Raw genomic sequence first — 19,103 nt, 5'->3', positions numbered from 1 at the left:
GTTCAGGCCTCCTGTTGGAAATCGGAAAAACGGCCGCCGGATTCAGCCAGCCGAAGAATCAAATCCGCCGGTTGCCAGTGGGTGCCGAAGCGCTCGGCAAGGGCATCCAGGCGCCCGCGAATAGCAGGCAGACCCTGGCTGTCGGCCCAGGCCATGGGCCCGCCCTTGTCTGCCGGGAAGCCGTAGCCATTGAGGTAAACGGTGTCGATATCGGCGCTGGAAGTGGCGACGCCCTCTTCGAGAATCTTTGCCCCTTCGTTGACCAGGGCCAGCAGGCAACGCTCGAGGATTTCCTCCGGGCTGATATCGCGACGGCGGAAGCCGAGTTGCTCGGAAACCTGCAGTACCAGCGCATCAACCTCAGGGTCGTGTTCGGCCTGACGGCTGCCTTCGGCGTAGCGGTAGTAGCCCATGCGAGCCTTCTGGCCGAGGCGACCGAGGCCGCAGAGGCGGTTGTCCACCTGCACCGCCGGGTCGTCCTGGCCTTTGCCGGCCAATTCGCGGGCGCGCCACTCCAGGTCAATGCCCACCACGTCGTACATGCGGAACGGACCCATGGCGAAACCGAAGCCTTGCAGGGCGCTATCCACCTGGTGCGGGAAAGCGCCCTCCAGCAGCAGCATCCGCGCCTCGCGCACATAGGTGTGAAGCATGCGGTTGCCGATGAAACCCTTGCAGTTCCCCGCCACCACACTGACCTTGCCCATGCGCTGACCCAGTTCCAGGGCGGCGGCGAGAACGGCTGGCGCGGTGCGCGCGCCGCGGACGATTTCCAGCAGCTTCATGATGTGCGCCGGGCTGAAGAAGTGCAGGCCGAGGACCTGCTCCGGGCGCTGGGTGATGGCGGCAATGGCGTCGATGTCCAGGGCCGAGGTGTTGCTGGCGAGGATGGCGTCCGGCTTCAAGCGGGCATCCAGTTCACGGAAGATGGCTTGCTTGAGTTCGAGGTTTTCAAACACCGCCTCGATCACCAGGTCGACCTCCGCCAGGTCGTCGTAGCTGCCCACCGCCTGGATGCGCGCCACGCGCTCGGCAGCCTGGGCCTCGCTGATACGCCCCTGGCGCACGTTGTGGGCGTAGGTATCGGCAACCGCCCCCAGGACTTGCTCGAGCATCTGCGGGTTGTTGTCCAGCCAGCGGACCACAAGGCCGGCGCTGGCCAGGCTCATGACGATACCGCGGCCCATGGTGCCGGCGCCGATCACGGCGGCCCGCTGGATGTTGAATACGCTCTGGGTCATGGCTGGCCCTCTTGTTGTTCTGATGGGGAGACAAAATCGCCAATCACCTTAAGGAAGCCGGTACTATTTTTGAAATTTAGTCTTGTGATACGTGGCATTCCCTCGGTGAATATCTCCAACTTCGACCTCAACCTCCTGCGGGTGCTGGACGCCCTGCTGCGCGAGCGCAACGTCTCCCGCGCGGCGGAGCGCCTGTCCCTCAGCCAGCCGGCGGTGAGCAATGCACTCAACCGCCTGCGCGAACTGCTCGGCGACCCGCTTCTGGTACGCGTGGGCCGGGCAATGCAGCCCACGCCGCGGGCGCTGGCCCTGGAAACGCCCATTCGCGCCGCGCTCAAACAGATCGAACAGAGCCTGGTGGTCGGCGAAGGCTTCGACCCGGCGCGCAGTCGCCAGCGCTTCACCATTGCGCTGACCGACTACGTGGAGCTGATCTGCATGCCACGCTTGCTGCAACAACTGGCCGAAGAAGCGCCGGGGGTGAAGATCGCCATCCGCCACCTATCCCCCAGCCTGCCCGCTGCGGCGCTGGACCAGGGTGAACTGGACCTGGTGCTGGGCCGCTTCGAAAGCATTCCGTCACGCTTCGCCAGCCGCCGCTGGATGAGCGAGACGCTGCGCCTGGTGGCCCGCCACGACCACCCGCAATTGCAGGAAGCGCCCGACCTGTCCAGCTTCCTCAGGCTACGTCATCTCTGGGTACACGGTGGCCAGACCAAAGGCATGGTCGATCAGTGGCTTGGGGAACAAGGCCTGGCGCGGGACATCGTCTACACCACGCCAAACTACCTGCAGGCGGCGCATATCGTGGCCGGTACCGACCTCACCGTGGTGCTGCCGGCACGGCTGGCCCAGCACTTCGCCAGCCTGCTGCCCTTGCAGGTGCAGCCCCTGCCCTTCGCCCTCGGCCCCTTCCATCTCGACCTGGTGAGCGTGGCCCAGCGCGAAGAGGACGAAGCGCTGCAATGGCTGATGGAACGCTTGATGGCCATTGGGCGATTGTAGGATGGGGCGGGCGGCGTTCCGCGAGCGAAGCGAAACCCATCACCACTGGACGATGGGTTTCGCAGGCTCTACCCATCCTACGGAGCGTGCAGCATCACGGCATCAGAACTGGTTGCGGATCACCGCCTCGTCGAAGGCCAGCTTGCCGATGCGCGGATGGGCGGGGGCGGTCTGCTTGCCCACGGCCACCATCAGGCCGATGGCGTGGTTTTCCGGCAAGCGGATCAGGTCGGCTACGGCGTCAAAGTCGAAGCCGTCCATGGGGCAGGTATCCAGCCCCTTGCCACGAGCGGCGAGCATCAGAGTCTGGGCGACCAGGCCACAGCTGCGCATCACTTCATCACGTTGCACGCGGGGCTTGTCGCGGTAGTAGTTGTCGATGGCGCCGGCCATGAAGTCCTGCACCGGCAGCGGGGCTTCGGCCCAGACGCGGGCGGCGTCCTTTTCCCAGGCATCGAGGCGCGCACAGACGATCACCAGCATCGAGGCCTCGGTCACCTGCGCCTGGTTCCAGGCCACGTCGCGAATGCGCTGGCGCAGCGCCGGATCGCTGACTTCCACCAGGCGCACGTGCTGCAGGTTGAAGGCGGTAGGCGCGAGCAGGGCCAGCTGCAGCAGCTCGTCCTTCTCTTCACGGCTGATGCTGTGGTTGGTGTCGTAGCCCTTGATGGCGCGGCGGCTGCGGATGGCTTCATCGATATGCATGGCGTGCTCCTGAGAGTGGCGAAATTGAAAGTGCGCCATCCTAAGCAGCCGAGACGCCCACTACCAACGCTGATTAATGATTTAACTCATCAAAAAATCAGAATGCCGTTGTGAGTCTCAACCTGCTTGCTGACTCACCCAGTCGCGCACCTCAGCGTAGGGATAAGCCTCCAGCGCAGCGAAGCCCGGCAGGTTGCGCGCCTTGAGCCGGGTGAAGAGCGGCGCGCTGATGCCACAGAGCAGACGGGTCAGGCACTCGGCACTGGGGGATTCGCCCTTGAGTTCCGCGAAGCGCTGGATGAAGCCGTCGCACAGGGTACTGAAGCTGCGCTCTGCAAGCGGAGCCAGTGCCGGCGGCGCGGGCAGGCGTGCTACGCGGCCCTCACAGACCGAGCAGTGGCCACAACGCTCCGGCACGTCGCGATCGCCAAAGTAATGCGCCAGTCGCGCGCTGAGGCAGGTCTCGCTGGCGAACAGTGCCAGCATCGCCTGGATCCGGGCGATCTCGCTGTCTTCCTGCTGGCAGAAGTAGCTGTGCAGCTCGGCGGCCAGCGCGTGCGCCTCGAAGTCGGGCTTCAGCACGGCGTAGACCTCGGTCATCTGCTTGCTCTCCAGCTCGATCCAGCCGCGCTCCTGGAAGTAGTCCAGGGCCTTCACCACACGGCTGCGCTCGGCGCTGTGCTGGCGGTAGAGACTGTCGAAATCCACCGTGCACCAGGTGCGCGCGCGGGCTGAGGTGCGCACCAGCGCTTCGACGAACTGGCGGCGCTCGCCTTCGAATTTCGCCACCAGCGCTTCAGGCTCGATCAGGTACTTGAAGCGGTACTCGGCAAAGTAGGCGAACAGCGGCGCGATGATGCCGCGAAGCTCCAGTTGCACCAGCAGCGTCTTGAGCGGCAACTGGCGAATATTGCTCTGGTCGGAGAGCGCGCCGAGCATCAGCTCCCAGCGCTCGCCGGCCTGCCCCGCCGCCTTGAGCTCCGCCAGCACCTGGCGGATGCCGGACGACTCCGGGGTGTCGCCGTAGACGAAGTTTTCCAGCACGTTCAGGCTGTCGCGGTTCGCCAGCACCAGGCAATCCGAAGGCTGGCCGTCACGCCCGGCGCGGCCGATTTCCTGGCTGTAGTTCTCCACCGATTTGGGCAGGTCGTAGTGCACCACCTGGCGGATATCGCTCTTGTCGATGCCCATGCCGAAGGCAATGGTGGCGACCATCACATTGACCTCTCCGGCCATGAACCGGCGCTGCAGTGCTTCGCGCGCTTCCATGGGCATTCCTGCGTGGTAAGCGCTGGCAGCGATGCCGCGCTCGCTGAGGTGCCTGGCAACCTCTTCCGCAGTCTTCTGCAAGGTCACGTAGACGATGGTCGGCTGACCGACGCGGGAGCCCAGCCAATCCACCAGCCGCTGCAGTTTGCGTGCGCCGGCCACCGGCTCCACCAGCAGGTTGAGATTGGGGCGATAGAAGCCGGTGGTGATGACATCGGCGTCGGCGATAGCGAACTTGCGCTGCATGTCGACGATCACCGTCGGCGTCGCGGTGGCGGTCAGCAACAGCACCTGGGGAATGCCGAACTGGCGCTGGTACTCCGGCAGCTTGAGGTAGTCGGGGCGGAAGTTGTGGCCCCACTCGGAAATGCAGTGGGCCTCGTCCACCACCAGCAGGGAAATCGGCACCTGCTGGATGAAACTGCGGAAACGCTCGTTCTTCAATCGCTCCACCGAGATCATCAGGATTTTCAGCTCACCCGAGCGCGCCCTGGCCATGACCTCGGCGGCCTCCTCGCGACTCTGCGCCGAGTCGATACTGGCGGCGGCGATGCCGTGGCGGTGAAGGAAGGCCAGTTGGTCCTGCATCAGCGCCAGCAGTGGCGACACCACCAGGGTCAGGTGCGGCAAGTGCAAGGCCGGCAACTGGTAGCACAGCGACTTGCCGGAGCCGGTGGGGAAGATGGCGGCGGCCGGGCGACCGGCCAGCACGGCGGAAATGGCGGCTTCCTGGCCGGGGCGGAAATGGTCGTAGCCGAAGACACGGGCAAGGGTGTTGAGGGGCATGGCTTCACTCCTTCGAAGGGGCCAACGATCATGACCCGAAGCACACTGCCTCGGAGCGCCAAATGGGTCGGACGAGTCCGGAGCTCCGGTGCGAATGGTACGGCTCGGCACAAGCATGGGGTGGGTCACGCTTCATCGAACCACCATCGGAGGGCGCGCCGGGGACCGATGCAGGACGTGAACGACGATATCCATCCTTGCACGGTTGATGGTGCAGGGCCTTGATGGGTTTCGCTTCGCTCGACGCCAGCCTACTCGCCAGGAATGAAAAAGCCGCCCGAAGGCGGCTTTCTCGACACGGTGCAGCTTAGAGCTGCGGGCCGGCGTTCTTGATGGCGTCGGAGACGTCGAACTTCTTGAAGTTCTCGACGAACTGCTTGGCCAGGGCCTTGGCAGCTTCGTCATAGGCAGCCTTGTCAGCCCAGGTGTTGCGCGGGTTGAGCAGGTTGGTTTCGACGCCCGGAACGGCCTTCGGCACGTCCAGGTTGATGGTGTCCAGGTGCTCGGTCTCGGCACCGATCAGGGCACCGCTCTGGATGGCAGCGATCACGCCACGGGTGGTCGGGATGTTGAAGCGCTTGCCAACGCCGTAGCCACCGCCGGTCCAACCGGTGTTGACCAGGTACACCTTGGAGCCGAAGCCCTGGATGCGCTTGATCAGCAGCTCAGCGTACTCGCCAGCCGGACGTGGGAAGAACGGCGCGCCGAAGCAGGTGGAGAAGGTGGACTTGATGCCGCCGCCGGAACCCATTTCGGTGGAACCAACCAGCGCGGTGTAGCCGGACAGGAAGTGGTAGGCAGCCTGTTCGTTGTTCAGGATGGAAACGGGCGGCAGCACGCCGGTCAGGTCGCAGGTCAGGAAGATCACTGCGTTCGGCTCGCCGGCGCGGTTGGCCTCGACGCGCTTCTCGACCAGCTGCAGCGGGTAGGCCGCACGGGTGTTCTGGGTCAGGCTGTCATCGCTGTAGTCGGGCAGGCGGGTTTCCGGGTTCAGCACCACGTTTTCCAGCACGGCGCCAAACTGGATGGCTTTCCAGATCACCGGCTCGTTTTTCGCGGACAGGTCGATGCACTTGGCGTAGCAGCCGCCTTCGATGTTGAACACGGTGCCCACGCCCCAGCCGTGCTCGTCGTCACCGATCAGGTAACGGCTTTCGTCAGCGGACAGGGTGGTCTTGCCGGTGCCGGACAGGCCGAAGAACAGGGTGGTGTCGCCTTCTTCGCCAACGTTGGCGGCGCAGTGCATCGGCAGCACGTCTTTTTCCGGCAGCAGGAAGTTCTGCACGGAGAACATGGCCTTCTTCATTTCACCGGCGTAGCGCATGCCGGCGATCAGGACTTTTTTGGCGGCGAAGTTGAGGATCACGCAACCATCGGAGTTGGTGCCATCACGCTCCGGCTCGCAGACGAAGTTCGGCGCGTTAATGATCTGCCATTCCTGGCGGGACTGCGGGTTGTACTGTTCCGGGTTGATGAACAGGCAACGGCCGAACAGGTTGTGCCAGGCGGTCTCGGTGGTCATCTTGACGGCCAGGTAGTGCTCGGGATCAGCACCAACGTGCACATGCGAAACGAAACGCTCACGTTCGGTCACATAAGCTTCAACGCGGGCCCACAGCGCATCGAATTTGTCCGCCGGGAAGGGGCGGTTGATGTTGCCCCAGGCGATCTTGGCTTCGGTGCTCGGCTCTTGAACGATGAAGCGATCTGCCGGAGAACGACCGGTGCGGTGGCCGGTCTGGACGACCAACGAACCGTTGGCGGCCAGTTCACCCTCGCCACGGCGGATGGCCTCTTCGACCAGTTGCGCGGCACTGATATCGGTGTACACGGCGGTATTGGCTTGCGTCATGTGGTTCCCCGTCGGCGAAAAGCCGAGTCCTCCAAACGATTTGTAGTGGGTACTGCGACCCCCTACAGCGAAAAAAGTGCGCGCGATTATGCCAGAAAAGCCCGCTTTGGGTAGAAACCTCCTGTCAGCCGGGCATATTCCTGACCGATAATCGCACTTCAGTCACGCGGCGACCTTGCGGGCACGCTACATATTCAGTGGCGCGTTTCCGAAGGCGCCGCACTGCCGCCACCGGCGAACAGCTGCGCGATATCCGCCGCGTCGAAGCTGTAGCGCTGGTTGCAGAACTGGCAGTCGATCACCACGTTGCCGCCGCTTTCCTGCAGCAGGGCTTGCGCGTCGTCCTTGCCCAGGCTGACCAATGCATTGGCCGAACGCTGGCGCGAACAGCTGCAGCGGAAATGGATGACCTGCGGATCGAACAGGCGCACCGCTTCTTCATGATAGAGGCGATGCAGCACGGTTTCGTTGTCCAGGCCGAGCAGTTCCTCGGCGGTCAACGTGTCGGCCAGGGTGGTGAGGTGCTGCCAGTTGGCCTCGCGAGCCTCTGGGTCCTTCAGTCGGTCGGCCGGCAGGGCCTGGAGCAACATGCCACGGGCATTGCGACCATCGGCGTAAAGCCAGAACCGAGTGGGCAGTTGCTGGGAGTTGTCGAAGTAGCCGGAAAGGGATTCGGCCAGGCTGGCGCCTTCGAGGGCGACGATGCCCTGGTAGCGCTGGCCCTGCTTCGGGTCCACGGTCAGGGTCAGCGAGCCCTCGGGCATCAGCTCGTGCAGACCGGCACCGGGGGTGACCTGGCTCGCGTGGTATCGGGCGATGCCGCGCACTTCGCGATCGCTGGAGCATTCCACCATCAGCAGAGGAACGGCGCCGCTGGAGCGCGCCTGCAGCACCAGCAGGCCGTCGAACTTCAGGGTGCCGACCAGCAGGGAAGCGGCGGCGAGCATTTCACCGAGCAGTTGGGCAACCGGCTCCGGGTAGGGGTGCTTGGCCAGGACGTGAGCGTAGCTCTCGCCGAGGGAGGCCAGTTCGCCTCGCACATCGGTGTCGTCGAACAGAAAACGTTGGGTGAAATCGGTCATGCCGGACTCGCTGCATTTGGGCCAATTTGGCCGAAAGGCTGGCGATTTTATGCGCAAATCCGTTGGCTGACCAAGGGCCGGTTGTCTATCGCCAGCGCAGGTGTTTTCTATCGATGCCGAACGCCGCCCGATTGCGTCGCCGCCCTATTCGTGACCACCACGCAGGAAATGGATCTGCCGACGCTGTTTCTTGGTCGGCCGACCGTCGGTCTGGATGCCCAGGGCGCCGGCCTTGCGCATGGCGGCGGCCGCTTCGCGCCTGGTCAGGCTCTCGGCGGTTTCCTCATAGAGGGCCTGAGCTTCGGGGGCCCCGCGACGCACTGCGGACAGCGCGCGAACGACCACGGTACGCTCGTCGAAGCCTGCGCGGATCACGTATTCGTCTCCGATCCTCGGCTCCTTCGAAGGCTTGCAGCGCTCGCCATGGTGGTGGACCTTGCCGCCCTCGATGGCTTCTTTTGCCAAGGCACGGGTCTTGTAGAAGCGCGCAGCCCAGAGCCATTTATCGAGGCGAACCTTGTCGTCTTTTTCGTCTTTCTCACGCATGACTCGTTTCCATCTCGCCAGGGCTGCCCCATTCGTCAGCCCGGTCTAAGCTCAGCCAGGGCCTGATGCAGTTGTCACATCGGCCCACTAGAATGCGCCAACTTTACCGGAAAGCCTGCATTGAAGACTTTCGACCATCTCTCCGTAATCGGACTCCGCGAATGGATCGCCCTGCCGGAACTTGGCATGGTTGGCCTGCGCGCGAAGATTGATACCGGGGCCAGCACCTCCACCCTGCATGCCAGCGACATCGTCCCCTTCGAGAAGAGCGGCGAGCGCTGGGTCAGGTTCACCGCGCACCTCGGCACCCTGGTGCAACGGCGTCACCGCTGCGAGGCGCAAGTGGTCACGGTAAAGACCATAAAAAGCTCCAACGGCCAGGCACAGACCCGCTACGTCATCCGCACCCTGCTTGCCCTGGGTGACCGGGTCTGGCCCATCGAGTTCACCCTGGCCTGCCGCAAGACCATGCGTTACCGCGTACTGCTGGGCTCCAAGGCCCTGGTGCAGGCGCAACTGGTGGTCAACCCGGCCCTCACCTACGTTCAGGAAAAACCGACACTTTCCCTTCCGGGTGCCCAATGAAAATCGCCGTGTTATCGCGCAATCCGCGCCTGTATTCGACTCGCCGCCTGGTAGAGGCTGGCCAGCAGCGCGGCCATGAAATGGTGGTCATAGACACCCTGCGCGCCTATATGAACATCGCCAGTCACAAGCCGCAGATCCACTATCGCGGCCAGGCACTGGAAGGCTTCGATGCGGTGATTCCGCGGATTGGCGCCTCGGTCACTTTCTATGGCTGTGCCGTGCTGCGCCAGTTCGAAATGATGGGCGTATTCCCGCTCAACGAGTCCGTAGCGATCACCCGCTCGCGGGACAAGCTGCGCTCGCTGCAACTGCTGTCGCGCAAGGGCATCGGCCTGCCGGTGACTGGTTTCGCCCACTCCCCCGACGACATCCCCGACCTGATCCGCATGGTCAACGGCGCGCCTCTGGTGATCAAGGTGCTGGAAGGCACCCAGGGTATCGGTGTGGTGCTGTGCGAGACGGAGAAGGCCGCCGAATCCGTGATCGAGGCCTTCATGGGCCTGAAGCAGAACATCATGGTGCAGGAGTACATCCGTGAAGCCGGTGGCGCCGACATCCGCTGCTTCGTGGTGGGCGACAAAGTGATCGCAGCGATGAAGCGCCAGGCCAAGCCCGGCGAATTCCGCTCCAACCTGCACCGCGGCGGCAGCGCCAGCCTGATCAAGATCACGCCGGAAGAGCGCATGACCGCTATTCGCGCCGCCAAGGTGATGGGGCTTTCGGTGGCGGGCGTGGACATCCTGCGCTCCAACCACGGACCACTGGTGATGGAGGTGAACTCCTCGCCCGGCCTGGAAGGCATCGAAACCACCACCGGGCATGATGTAGCCGGCATCATCATCCAGTACCTGGAAAAGAACGCCTGCCCCAACTCGACCAGGACGAAAGGCAAGGGGTGACCCGGTAACCTCCACAAGAAGGCAGCGGCGCCCTACAAGCTGCGCTCCAGCACCTGCTGCCCCTCGCGCTCACGGATCCAGGCACGGAAGCCGGCCTCGTCCAGTGGTCGGCTGAAGTAATAGCCCTGGCCCAGCTCGCAACCACGCTGGCGCAGCATGGAAAGCTGCTCCTCGCACTCGATGCCTTCGGCAATGCATTCCAGGCCCAGATTGCGGCCGATGGCTAGGATGGTTTCCACCAGGGCCAGGTCGCTCGCGTCGACGGCCAGGCCGTCGACGAAACTGCGGTCGATCTTCAGTCGGTCCAGCGGCAGGCGCTTGAGGTAGGCCAGGGATGAATAGCCGGTGCCGAAATCGTCGATGGCGAAACGCACGCCCAGGGCCTTGAGCGCCTGCATGGCGGCGATGCACTGTTCGACTTCTTCCAGCAGGCTGCCTTCGGTAATTTCCAGCTCCAGCCGCCCCGCCGGCACGCCGTGGCGTTGCAGCGCGCTGCTGATGCGCTCGACGAAACCAGGCTTGCGCAGTTCGCGGGGGCTGACGTTGATGGCCAGCACCAGCCAGGGCAGATCGGCCTGCCAGTTGGCCAGGCACGAACAGGCGCGCTCCAACATCCAGTCCGACAGTTCGATGATCAGGCCGGTTTCTTCCGCCAGCGGAATGAACTGCGCCGGCGGCACCTCGCCGCGGGTGGGGTGGTGCCAGCGCATCAGGGCCTCGGCGCCCAGTACCCGACCATCGGCAAGGGCCAGCTGGGGCTGGAATTCGAGCCCCAGCTGGCCGCGATCCATGGCCTGGCGAAGTTCGTTCTGCAGTTGCAGGCGCTGGTCGATGGCCGCTTGCATTTCCGGGGCGAAGAAATGCAGAGCATTGCGTCCGGACTGCTTGGCCCGGTACATGGCGGTATCCGCCTGTTTGAGTACGTCAGCGGCAACCTGTTCTGCGAAAGGATGCAGGGCGATGCCAATGCTGGCGCTGACCACCAGTTCATGCTCGCCGATGATGTAGCTGCCATGCAGGCTCTGCAGCAACTTGTCCCCGACCTCGGCGGCCAGCTTGCCGGCCTGCTCCGGGGTATCGGCCATGGCCTCGAGCAGTACCACGAACTCATCGCCACCGAGACGCGCCAGAGTGTCTTCATTGCGCAGGCAACCGGCGAGCCGCGCGGTGACTTCCCGCAGAAGGGCGTCGCCCACCGGGTGACCGAGGCTGTCGTTGACCGTCTTGAAGTGATCCAGGTCGATGAATAGCAGCGCACCGAAGCGTTCTTCGCGCTGTTCGCGGGCCATGGCGTGCTGCAGACGGTCGAGCAGCAGGCGGCGATTGGGCAGGCCGGTAAGTTCATCGCTATAGGCCAGGCGCTCGATCTCGCGCTGGTAGCGCTGGCGTTCGGAGATATCGGTAATGCTCAGACGGATCAGCGGCCTTCCCTCTCCAGGCAGGCGCACCAGGCGCACCTCGCACGGGCGTACACGGCCGTTGACGTCACGCATCAGCCAATCGAACGTCGGGGTCTCACCCTTGAGCGCCGCGCGGGTGTAGGCGTTGCCCAGCTCCCGCGAAGAGCGGCCATCGGCCTGCAGCGGTGGGCTGAAGTCGGTGGGCATGTGGCCGTGCAGCTGTTCGCGGGAAAGGCCGAACAGACGCGCAGCATTCTCGTTGGCCTCGACTATGCCGCGCTGCGGGTCGAATACCAGGATGGCTTCCGGCGCGTGCTCCACGAGGGTTCGGTAGCGCGCCTCAGCCTCGCGACGGGCGCTGATGTCTTCCACCAACGCCAGCAACGCATAGAGCTGGCCATCAAGGTCACGCACACCGCGCACGTTGACCCGCGTATGCACGGTACCGCCGGTGCCCTTCATGAAGCGCTTGTCCAGCTCGTAGCCGTCGCGCGCGCCCTTGCGCACCTCCTCCAGCAGGGCTTCCTCGGCGGCACGGTCCTCAGCCACCGTCATGCTCATCCAGTCGACACCCCGCAGTTGCTCGCGGGAGCGGCCGAGGATGCTGCAGAGCTTGTAGTTGACCTCCTCCCAGCGCTGGTCTGGGGTGCACAGGGCCATGCCGATCAGCGGCGCTTCGAAGAACAGGTGCAGGTGCTTGTCGCGTTCGTGCTGCAAGCGCTCTGCTCGCTTCTGACCGGTCAGGTCGAGCATGGCGCCGTAGATACGGATCACCTGGTCGCCATCGTGTTCGGCCAGGCCCTTGATCCGCAGCCAGCGCGTGGTGCCCCGGGCGCCCTGCATGCGCAGTTCCACCTCGAAGGGCTCGGTGCTGCGCAGGCACTGTTCCAGGGTGTCTTCCAGAATGGCGCGACTGGCCGGATCGAAGAAGCTCAGCATTTGGCCAAGGCTGGGCGCACCGGCGCCAGGGTCCAGCTCATAGATGCGGAAGCTACCCTCGCTCCAGGCCATCTTCAGGGTGGCAATCTCCAACACCCAGCTGCCGATGTCGGCGATGGCTTCAGTCTGGTTCAACAGGTGGGTCTGGCGCAGCAACTCGTCACGGCGGGTATCCAGTTCCTCGGAGAGCATCTCGCGGCTGCTGACATCGTGCTGCAAGGCAACGAAGTGGCTGATGCCGTGGGCGTCGCGCATGGGCGCCACGGTGATCTCGTTCCAGAACAGGCTGCCATCCTTGCGGTAGTTGCGCAGCACCAGGTGGCATTGTTCGCCGCGTTGCAGGGCATCTTGCAGGCGTGGCAACTCGGACTGGTTGCGGTCGTGGTGGAGAAGGAAGCGCCAGTGGTTGCCCAGGGCCTCCTGTCGCGGATAACCGCTCATCTGCTCGAAAGCCGGGTTGCAGTAGATCAGTGGCTGATCGGCCTGGCGCGCGTCAACGATGGTCACCCCCAGGGGGCTGGCCTGCAGCGCCAGGTTGGTCAGGGCCAGTTCCTTCTGCATCTCGTCACGGCGACCAAGGGCCAGGCGCAGGTCGCTAAGGCTGCGTCCCACCAGCAGCGCCGACATCATCAGCAACAGCACGCTGAAGTAGAGCTCGACGCCCCACTGCGGCTCGGCCATGTGCGCCGCGCCACCCAGTTGACGCAGTGCCGGCAGGGCGAGCACGGTCAGTGCGGTGAGGCCAGCGCCGCAAAGGGCACCGGGGAACCCCCAGACCAGCGCCAGGCCGAGCATCATCAGGCCAATGGGCGGTAGGGTGAGGATCAGCGGCACCAACGTCAGCAGCCAGGGAATGAGCAATGCCAGGGCCAGCAGCAGCGGCCAGGGCGGCAGGCGGTGCAGGGTTTCCGGCAATGCCTCCACCGGCTCCGGCACCCAGCCACGGCGACTGAACATTGGGGTCAGGTAGGTCAGTAGCGGCAGGCTCACGGCCAGGGTGGTCAGGCAGGCTCCGGGCCAGACCAGCAGGGCGGCTTTGCCCCAACTGTCCCGCACAGGACTACCGGCCAACATCAAGGCCGTCTGCTCGCCGTAGACCAGCAGGCTGACCGGCAGCAGCACGCCGTAGAGCATGAAGCGCAGAAGTTCGGGGAAGTCCCGCAGATCGGCGTGGCAGCCTGCCCGCTTGAGCGCCCACCAGCCCGCAGCGACGCTGAGGGTTTCCGGTAGTGCATGGAACGGCGCCCAGTACCAGTTCAGGTCCAACAAGGGGGCGCTGAGCAAGGCATTGAAGTAGATGGCGGGCAGTACCCGGGCGCCCCACCAGAGACAGAACACAAGGCCGAGGGCGAAGGGCAAATACCAGACTGCGAGCCCGGTGGTCGCCTGTGTCGCCAGGGACATCCAGGTCGCCAGATGCAGCAACGGCAAAGGCAACCACCAAGTCCATTGGGGCAGTCGGAAGGGAGCAGCTGGCATACTGACCTCATGTCGGTGCGCAAGCTGAGGATAGCCCAGCGCCGGCCTAGCGTACCCCGAAAAAATGGCCCAGTGGCATCACCGCCGATGGCAGGCCGGAATCCTGGACCGAAGGGATTTCAGGAGCAGAAGCGCCCAACAGTAGGGCGCGTGCGGTATCCCTTTTCGTAGGAACCTACACCGCGTCGCGGGGGAGCATGAGGCCCAGCGGCAGGCACACCCGCGCTTCCAGCCCACCGCCCGAGCGGTTGCGCAGCTCGACGTTGCCGCCGTGTTGGGCGGCGATGCGCTTGACGATGGCCAGGCCCAGGCCGGTGCCCTTGCCGCCACGGGCGCGGTCGCCGCGGATGAAGGGGTTGAAGATGTCCAGAAGTTCCGAAGGATCGATGCCCTGCCCTCGGTCCAGCACGCTCAGCACCACGTAGGGCGCAGCATTATCGCCAGCCAGGAAGGCCGCCACTTCGACGCCATTGCCGCCGTATCGCAGCGCGTTCTCGATCAGGTTTACCAACAGACGCTTGATCGACACGCGCCGCAGCGGGAACGGTGGCAGCGGCTCCAGGCACAGGCGAACCTGCTCCTCCTGCTGGTTGTAGGGCGCCACCACTTCACGCACCAGCTCGCCCAGGTCCAGCTCTTCCACGCGCTCGTCGCGGCCATCGCGGATGAAGGCGAGGAACTGGTCGAGGATGGCGTCCATGTCCTCGATGTCGCGGACCATGTCTTCTGTCAGCTCGGAGTCATTGCTCATCAGCTCCAGGGACAGGCGCAGGCGCGTGAGCGGCGTGCGCAGGTCATGGGAGACACCGGCCAGCATCAGCTCGCGCTCGCGGGCGCCGCGTTCGACGTCCTCGGCCATCTGGTTGAAGGCACGGTACACCTCGGCCATTTCGCTCGGTGTGTCGCTCACCGGCAGGCGCACGCTGCGACCCTGGCCGACCTGGCGGGCAGCGAAGACGAGGCGCTTGAGCGGGGCGTTGAGCTGGCGCACGAAGATCCAGGCAGCGGCGGTGGACAGCAGGCCGATACCGAGGAACCAGCCGAGTACGCTCCAGATGCGCTGCCCACGCAGGGGGTGGGGATAAAGCGGGATGCGCACCCAGTCCGGCCCCAGTTCCGGGGCGTGGACCCAGAGCGCCGGCGGGCTCTGGGCGCGCAGGCGCACTTCAGTGCCAGGACCGAGCTCGGCCTGCATCTGGCGCTGGAAGATTTCGCTGTAGGGCCAATGCTGCTCGCTGGCAGGCACGGCATCGCGGGTGACCCGCTTGAGGCCGGCGGCCTTGGCCAGGTCGTGACGCTCTTCTTCGCTCGCCGCCCAGTAGGCGCGCAGGGTCAGCGCCGCGCCATGGCTGTACTGGCGGTCCACCAGCACGTCCTCGTTCATCATCAGGTAGACCAGGGTCAGCGCCTTGGAAAACAGCACGACGATGAGCACCAGCCAGAGGGTGCGGGAGAAGAAGCTCTGCGGGAACCAGTAGGGGGTGCGCATCACCACCCTGGGTTGCCCGGCGGCGGGAACTCCCGCCGCGCGTTCACTTGTTGCCATCAGGTACGAACACGTAGCCGACGCCCCAGACGGTCTGGATGTAGCGTGGCTTGGAAGGGTCCGGCTCGATCAGTCGGCGCAGGCGGGAAATCTGCACGTCGATGGAGCGCTCCAGGGCGTCCCATTCGCGGCCACGGGCCAGGTTCATCAACTTGTCGCGGGTCAGCGGCTCGCGGGCGTGCTGGACCAATGCCTTGAGCACGGCGAACTCACCGGTGGTGAGCATCTGCACGTCGTCGCCCTTCTTCAGCTCGCGGGTGGCGAGCGACAGTTCGTACTCGCCGAAGCTGACGCTCTCGTCCTCGCTGGCCGGGGCACCCGGCACTTGCGGCGCCTGGCGACGCAGTACCGCCTTGATCCGCGCCAGCAACTCGCGGGGGTTGAACGGCTTGGCCAGATAATCGTCGGCGCCCAGTTCCAGGCCCTGGATGCGGCTGGTCTCGTCGCCCTTGGCGGTGAGCATGATGATCGGCACCTGGTTGTTGGACGCGCGCAGCCGGCGGCAGGCCGACAGGCCGTCCTCGCCAGGCAGCATCAGGTCCAGTACCACCAGGTTGAAGAGTTCGCGAGCCAGCAGGCGATCCATCTGCTCGACGTTCTCCACGGCACGCACACGGAAGCCCTGCTCGTCGAAAAAACGCTCGAGGAGGCGCCGTAGGCGGGCGTCGTCGTCAACGATGAGGATCTTTTCACCTTCAGCGGTCGGGTTGCTGCTCATGTTTTCTCCTGTTCGGCAAGCCGCGCATTATCGCTTGCAACGGGCGCGCGGCGGCTTGCCCATTGTTAGCAGATTTTTCCCCGAACGGTTCCCTACCCTTTGAAACTCGGTGTTTATAATGCGGCGCCTTTCATCACCGGCGAGCCCCTGGCTCGCCGGTCTGTCATTCCGCGGTAGCCTCCGTGGCCCGGCCCGGGCTGCCGCCCATGCAGGTGTTTTCAATGGACAGCATCAACAACCGCATCGCTGAAGAACTGGGCGTGCGCCCGCAACAGGTCGCCGCCGCCGTGGAACTGCTGGACGAAGGCTCCACCGTGCCCTTCATCGCCCGTTACCGGAAAGAAGTCACCGGCAGCCTCGACGACACCCAGCTGCGCAACCTGGAAGAGCGCCTGCGCTACCTGCGCGAAATGGAGGACCGCCGTACCGCGATCCTCTCCAGCATCACCGAGCAGGGCAAGCTGACCCCGGAACTGGAGCGCGAGATCAAGCTCGCCGATACCAAGACCCGCCTCGAAGACCTCTACCTCCCCTACAAGCAGAAACGTCGCACCAAGGGCCAGATTGCCCTGGAAGCTGGCCTCGGCGAGCTGGCCGACGCGCTGTTCAACGACCCGAACCTGACCCCGGAAACCGAAGCCGAGCGCTTTATCGACGCCGAGAAGGGCTTCGCCGACGTCAAGGCGGTGCTGGAGGGCGCCAAGTACATCCTCATGGAGCGCTTCGCCGAAGACGCCACCCTGCTTGCCAACCTGCGTGGCTTCCTCAAGGACAACGCCACCCTCAGTGCCCGCCTGGTGGCCGGCAAGGAGCAGGAGGGCGCCAAATTCAGCGACTACTTCGAGCATGACGAGAACCTCAAGGGCGTGCCGTCGCACCGTGCCCTGGCGATCTTCCGTGGCCGCAACGAAGGTGTGCTGAGCATCGCCCTCAAGGTTGGCGAAGAGCAGCCCGGCACCATGCACCCGTGCGAGCTGATGATCGGCGAACGCTTCGGCGTCTCCAACCAGGGCCGCGCGGCCGATAAATGGCTGGCCGAAGTGGTGCGCTGGACCTGGAAGGTCAAGCTCTACACCCACCTGGAAACCGACCTGATGGGCGAGCTGCGTGAAGCGGCCGAAAGCGAAGCCATCAACGTCTTCGCCCGCAACCTGCACGACCTGCTGCTGGCGGCCCCGGCCGGTCCGCGCGCCACCCTGGGTCTAGACCCGGGCCTGCGTACCGGCTGCAAGGTGGCCGTGGTCGACGCCACCGGCAAGGTGCTGGACACCGCCACCGTCTACCCGCATGTGCCTCACAACAAATGGGACGAGACCCTGGCCATCCTCGGCAAGCTTTGCGCCAAGCACAGCGTTGACCTGATCGCCATTGGCAACGGCACCGCCAGCCGCGAGACCGACAAACTCGCCATCGAGCTGATCAAGAAGTACCCCGCCCTGAAGATGACCAAGATCATGGTCAGCGAGGCCGGCGCTTCGGTGTACTCCGCTTCCGAGCTGGCCGCCAAGGAATTCCCTGACCTGGACGTTTCCCTGCGTGGTGCCGTGTCCATCGCACGCCGTCTGCAGGACCCGCTGGCCGAGCTGGTGAAAATCGACCCGAAATCCATCGGCGTCGGCCAGTACCAGCACGACGTTTCCCAGCTTCAACTGGCGCGCAGCCTGGATGCCGTGGTCGAGGACTGCGTGAACGCCGTGGGCGTGGACGTGAACACCGCTTCCGCCGCCCTGCTGGCACGCATCTCCGGCCTTAACGCCACCCTGGCGCAGAACATCGTCAGCTACCGCGACGCCAACGGCGCCTTCAAGACCCGCGACGAGCTGAAGAAGGTCAGCCGCCTGGGCGAGAAGACCTTCGAGCAGGCCGCAGGATTCCTCCGCGTGATGAGCGGCGACAACCCGCTCGACGCTTCCGCCGTGCACCCGGAAACCTACCCGCTGGTGCAGCGCATCGCCGCCGATACCGGCCGCGACATCCGCTCGCTGATCGGCGACTCCGGCTTCCTCAAGCGCCTGGACCCGGCCAAGTTCACCGACGAAACCTTCGGCCTGCCCACCGTCACCGACATTCTCAAGGAACTGGACAAACCCGGCCGCGACCCGCGCCCCGAGTTCAAGACCGCCGAGTTCCAGGAAGGTGTGGAAAGCCTCAAGGACCTCACACCCGGCATGGTCCTGGAAGGCGTGGTGACCAACGTCACCAACTTCGGTGCCTTCGTCGACATCGGCGTCCATCAAGACGGCCTGGTGCACATCTCCGCGCTGTCGGAAAAGTTCGTCAAGGACCCATACGAAGTGGTCAAGGCTGGCGACATCGTCCGCGTGAAAGTCATGGAAGTGGACATCCCGCGTAACCGCGTGGGCCTGTCCATGCGCATGGGCGACACCCCTGGCGAAAAAGTCGACGGACCGCGTGGAGGTGGTCGCCAGGGAGGCCAGCCGCGCCAGCAGCAGAGCGCCCCGCGCCAGAGCGCACCGCCGGCTTCCGGCGCCATGGCTTCGCTGTTCGCCAACGCCAAGCAGATCAAGAAGAAGTGACCATGGACTTCACCGACCAGCAAACCACCAGTGCCTACAGCAAGCTGTTGGGCATCGAGCCGCTGAGCCTTGGCGACGGCGTCGCCGAGGCTCGTCTGCCCATGGACGAGCACCTGCGCAATCGCGGGCAGGTGATGCATGGCGGGGCCATCTTCTCGCTGCTGGACATCACCATGGGGCTGGCCTGCACCAGCACCCACGGCTTCGACCGGCGCAGCGCCACCCTGGAGTGCAAGATCAACTACATCCGCCCGGTGGCGGAGGGTGAGGTGATCTGCAAGGCGCGCGTGCTGCACGCCGGCAAGCGCACCCTGGTGGTGGAAGCGGATGTGCTGCAAGGCGACAAGCTGGTCGCCAAGGGACAAGGCACCTTCGCTCAGCTGTAACAGCGGGACAGTGACAACGCTCTATTCTGGACGAAGCGACAACGTGAGCCGCCGGCAAGAAAAGTATTTCGGCCGGCGGCAAAGTCCGCCTCTTGTAGACAGCTTGGTCCACCCCCATATTGGGG

General features: G+C 64.7%; 14 protein-coding genes. 5 read left to right on the top strand and 9 right to left on the bottom strand.

Going from position 1 to position 19,103, the window contains the following annotated elements; translation table 11 throughout:
- Positions 1–2: 2 nt before the first annotated feature.
- Positions 3–1,241: a 3-hydroxyacyl-CoA dehydrogenase gene (locus E8F20_RS20385; RefSeq protein WP_280285351.1), complete on the bottom strand. Its 1,239-nt coding sequence runs from the start codon at positions 1,239–1,241 to the stop codon at positions 3–5.
- Between the two features lie 105 nt (positions 1,242–1,346).
- Between E8F20_RS20385 and E8F20_RS20380 the strand changes: the two genes are divergently transcribed.
- Positions 1,347–2,246, top strand: a complete 900-nt coding sequence (locus E8F20_RS20380; RefSeq protein ID WP_280285438.1) for a LysR family transcriptional regulator — start codon at positions 1,347–1,349, stop codon at positions 2,244–2,246.
- A gap of 102 nt (positions 2,247–2,348) precedes the next feature.
- Here the strand turns inward: E8F20_RS20380 and E8F20_RS20375 are convergent, their stop codons facing one another.
- The 5 genes from E8F20_RS20375 to E8F20_RS20355 all read right to left on the bottom strand — a co-directional run bounded on the left by E8F20_RS20375 (position 2,349) and on the right by E8F20_RS20355 (position 8,486).
- Positions 2,349–2,951: a nitroreductase family protein gene (locus tag E8F20_RS20375; RefSeq protein WP_280285350.1), complete on the bottom strand. Its 603-nt coding sequence runs from the start codon at positions 2,949–2,951 to the stop codon at positions 2,349–2,351.
- Positions 2,952–3,068: 117 nt separating this feature from the next.
- A complete protein-coding gene (locus E8F20_RS20370) occupies positions 3,069–5,006 on the bottom strand; it encodes an ATP-dependent DNA helicase RecQ (protein WP_280285349.1) in 1,938 nt (645 codons plus the stop codon).
- Between the two features lie 307 nt (positions 5,007–5,313).
- A complete protein-coding gene (locus tag E8F20_RS20365; RefSeq protein ID WP_028626788.1) occupies positions 5,314–6,858 on the bottom strand; it encodes a phosphoenolpyruvate carboxykinase in 1,545 nt (514 codons plus the stop codon).
- Positions 6,859–7,052: 194 nt separating this feature from the next.
- Positions 7,053–7,940 carry an Hsp33 family molecular chaperone HslO gene (gene hslO / locus E8F20_RS20360; protein WP_280285348.1) on the bottom strand — a complete coding sequence of 296 codons (888 nt, stop codon included), beginning with the start codon at positions 7,938–7,940 and terminating at the stop codon, positions 7,053–7,055.
- A gap of 144 nt (positions 7,941–8,084) precedes the next feature.
- Positions 8,085–8,486, bottom strand: a complete 402-nt coding sequence (locus tag E8F20_RS20355; RefSeq protein WP_280285347.1) for a S4 domain-containing protein — start codon at positions 8,484–8,486, stop codon at positions 8,085–8,087.
- A 147-nt stretch (positions 8,487–8,633) separates the two neighbouring features.
- On the opposite strand from E8F20_RS20355, the gene E8F20_RS20350 reads away from it, so the two are divergent.
- Positions 8,634–9,071 carry an ATP-dependent zinc protease gene (locus E8F20_RS20350; protein WP_256658068.1) on the top strand — a complete coding sequence of 146 codons (438 nt, stop codon included), beginning with the start codon at positions 8,634–8,636 and terminating at the stop codon, positions 9,069–9,071.
- Positions 9,068–9,973, top strand: coding sequence for a 30S ribosomal protein S6--L-glutamate ligase (rimK, locus tag E8F20_RS20345; RefSeq protein ID WP_028626792.1), 906 nt, complete (start codon positions 9,068–9,070; stop codon positions 9,971–9,973). Before E8F20_RS20350 ends, rimK begins: the two co-directional genes overlap by 4 nt.
- Before the next feature lie 32 nt (positions 9,974–10,005).
- Here the strand turns inward: rimK and E8F20_RS20340 are convergent, their stop codons facing one another.
- From E8F20_RS20340 to ompR, 3 genes are all read right to left on the bottom strand, one after another.
- Positions 10,006–13,791 (bottom strand): EAL domain-containing protein, encoded by a 3,786-nt coding sequence (locus E8F20_RS20340; protein WP_280285346.1) that lies wholly within the window; start codon positions 13,789–13,791, stop codon positions 10,006–10,008.
- 175 nt (positions 13,792–13,966) lie between these two features.
- Positions 13,967–15,280, bottom strand: coding sequence for an ATP-binding protein (locus tag E8F20_RS20335; RefSeq protein ID WP_280285437.1), 1,314 nt, complete (start codon positions 15,278–15,280; stop codon positions 13,967–13,969).
- Positions 15,281–15,323: 43 nt separating this feature from the next.
- Positions 15,324–16,055: a two-component system response regulator OmpR gene (gene ompR, locus E8F20_RS20330; RefSeq protein WP_028626795.1), complete on the bottom strand. Its 732-nt coding sequence runs from the start codon at positions 16,053–16,055 to the stop codon at positions 15,324–15,326.
- A gap of 221 nt (positions 16,056–16,276) precedes the next feature.
- On the opposite strand from ompR, the gene E8F20_RS20325 reads away from it, so the two are divergent.
- Together E8F20_RS20325 and E8F20_RS20320 are read left to right on the top strand one after the other, a co-directional pair.
- A complete protein-coding gene (locus E8F20_RS20325) occupies positions 16,277–18,592 on the top strand; it encodes a Tex family protein (protein ID WP_280285345.1) in 2,316 nt (771 codons plus the stop codon).
- 2 nt (positions 18,593–18,594) lie between these two features.
- Positions 18,595–18,978 (top strand): PaaI family thioesterase, encoded by a 384-nt coding sequence (locus E8F20_RS20320; RefSeq protein WP_028626797.1) that lies wholly within the window; start codon positions 18,595–18,597, stop codon positions 18,976–18,978.
- Positions 18,979–19,103 lie beyond the last annotated feature (125 nt).

The sequence above is a fragment of the Pseudomonas sp. BN415 genome (assembly GCF_029871195.1).
GTDB classification, from domain to species: Bacteria; Pseudomonadota; Gammaproteobacteria; order Pseudomonadales; family Pseudomonadaceae; genus Metapseudomonas; species Metapseudomonas resinovorans.
This window is presented reverse-complemented; position numbering and strand designations above follow the sequence as displayed.

Excerpts from the sequence above, each read along its gene's own strand:
- E8F20_RS20385 (WP_280285351.1), bottom strand. The coding sequence starts at position 1,241 with ATGACCCAGAGCGTATTCAACATCCAGCGGGCCGCCGTGATCGGCGCC.
- E8F20_RS20375 (WP_280285350.1), bottom strand. The coding sequence starts at position 2,951 with ATGCATATCGATGAAGCCATCCGCAGCCGCCGCGCCATCAAGGGCTAC.
- E8F20_RS20370 (WP_280285349.1), bottom strand. The coding sequence starts at position 5,006 with ATGCCCCTCAACACCCTTGCCCGTGTCTTCGGCTACGACCATTTCCGC.
- E8F20_RS20365 (WP_028626788.1), bottom strand. The coding sequence starts at position 6,858 with ATGACGCAAGCCAATACCGCCGTGTACACCGATATCAGTGCCGCGCAA.
- hslO (WP_280285348.1), bottom strand. The coding sequence starts at position 7,940 with ATGACCGATTTCACCCAACGTTTTCTGTTCGACGACACCGATGTGCGA.
- E8F20_RS20355 (WP_280285347.1), bottom strand. The coding sequence starts at position 8,486 with ATGCGTGAGAAAGACGAAAAAGACGACAAGGTTCGCCTCGATAAATGG.
- rimK (WP_028626792.1), top strand. The coding sequence starts at position 9,068 with ATGAAAATCGCCGTGTTATCGCGCAATCCGCGCCTGTATTCGACTCGC.
- E8F20_RS20340 (WP_280285346.1), bottom strand. The coding sequence starts at position 13,791 with ATGCCAGCTGCTCCCTTCCGACTGCCCCAATGGACTTGGTGGTTGCCT.
- E8F20_RS20335 (WP_280285437.1), bottom strand. The coding sequence starts at position 15,280 with ATGCGCACCCCCTACTGGTTCCCGCAGAGCTTCTTCTCCCGCACCCTC.
- ompR (WP_028626795.1), bottom strand. The coding sequence starts at position 16,055 with ATGAGCAGCAACCCGACCGCTGAAGGTGAAAAGATCCTCATCGTTGAC.
- E8F20_RS20325 (WP_280285345.1), top strand. The coding sequence starts at position 16,277 with ATGGACAGCATCAACAACCGCATCGCTGAAGAACTGGGCGTGCGCCCG.
- E8F20_RS20320 (WP_028626797.1), top strand. The coding sequence starts at position 18,595 with ATGGACTTCACCGACCAGCAAACCACCAGTGCCTACAGCAAGCTGTTG.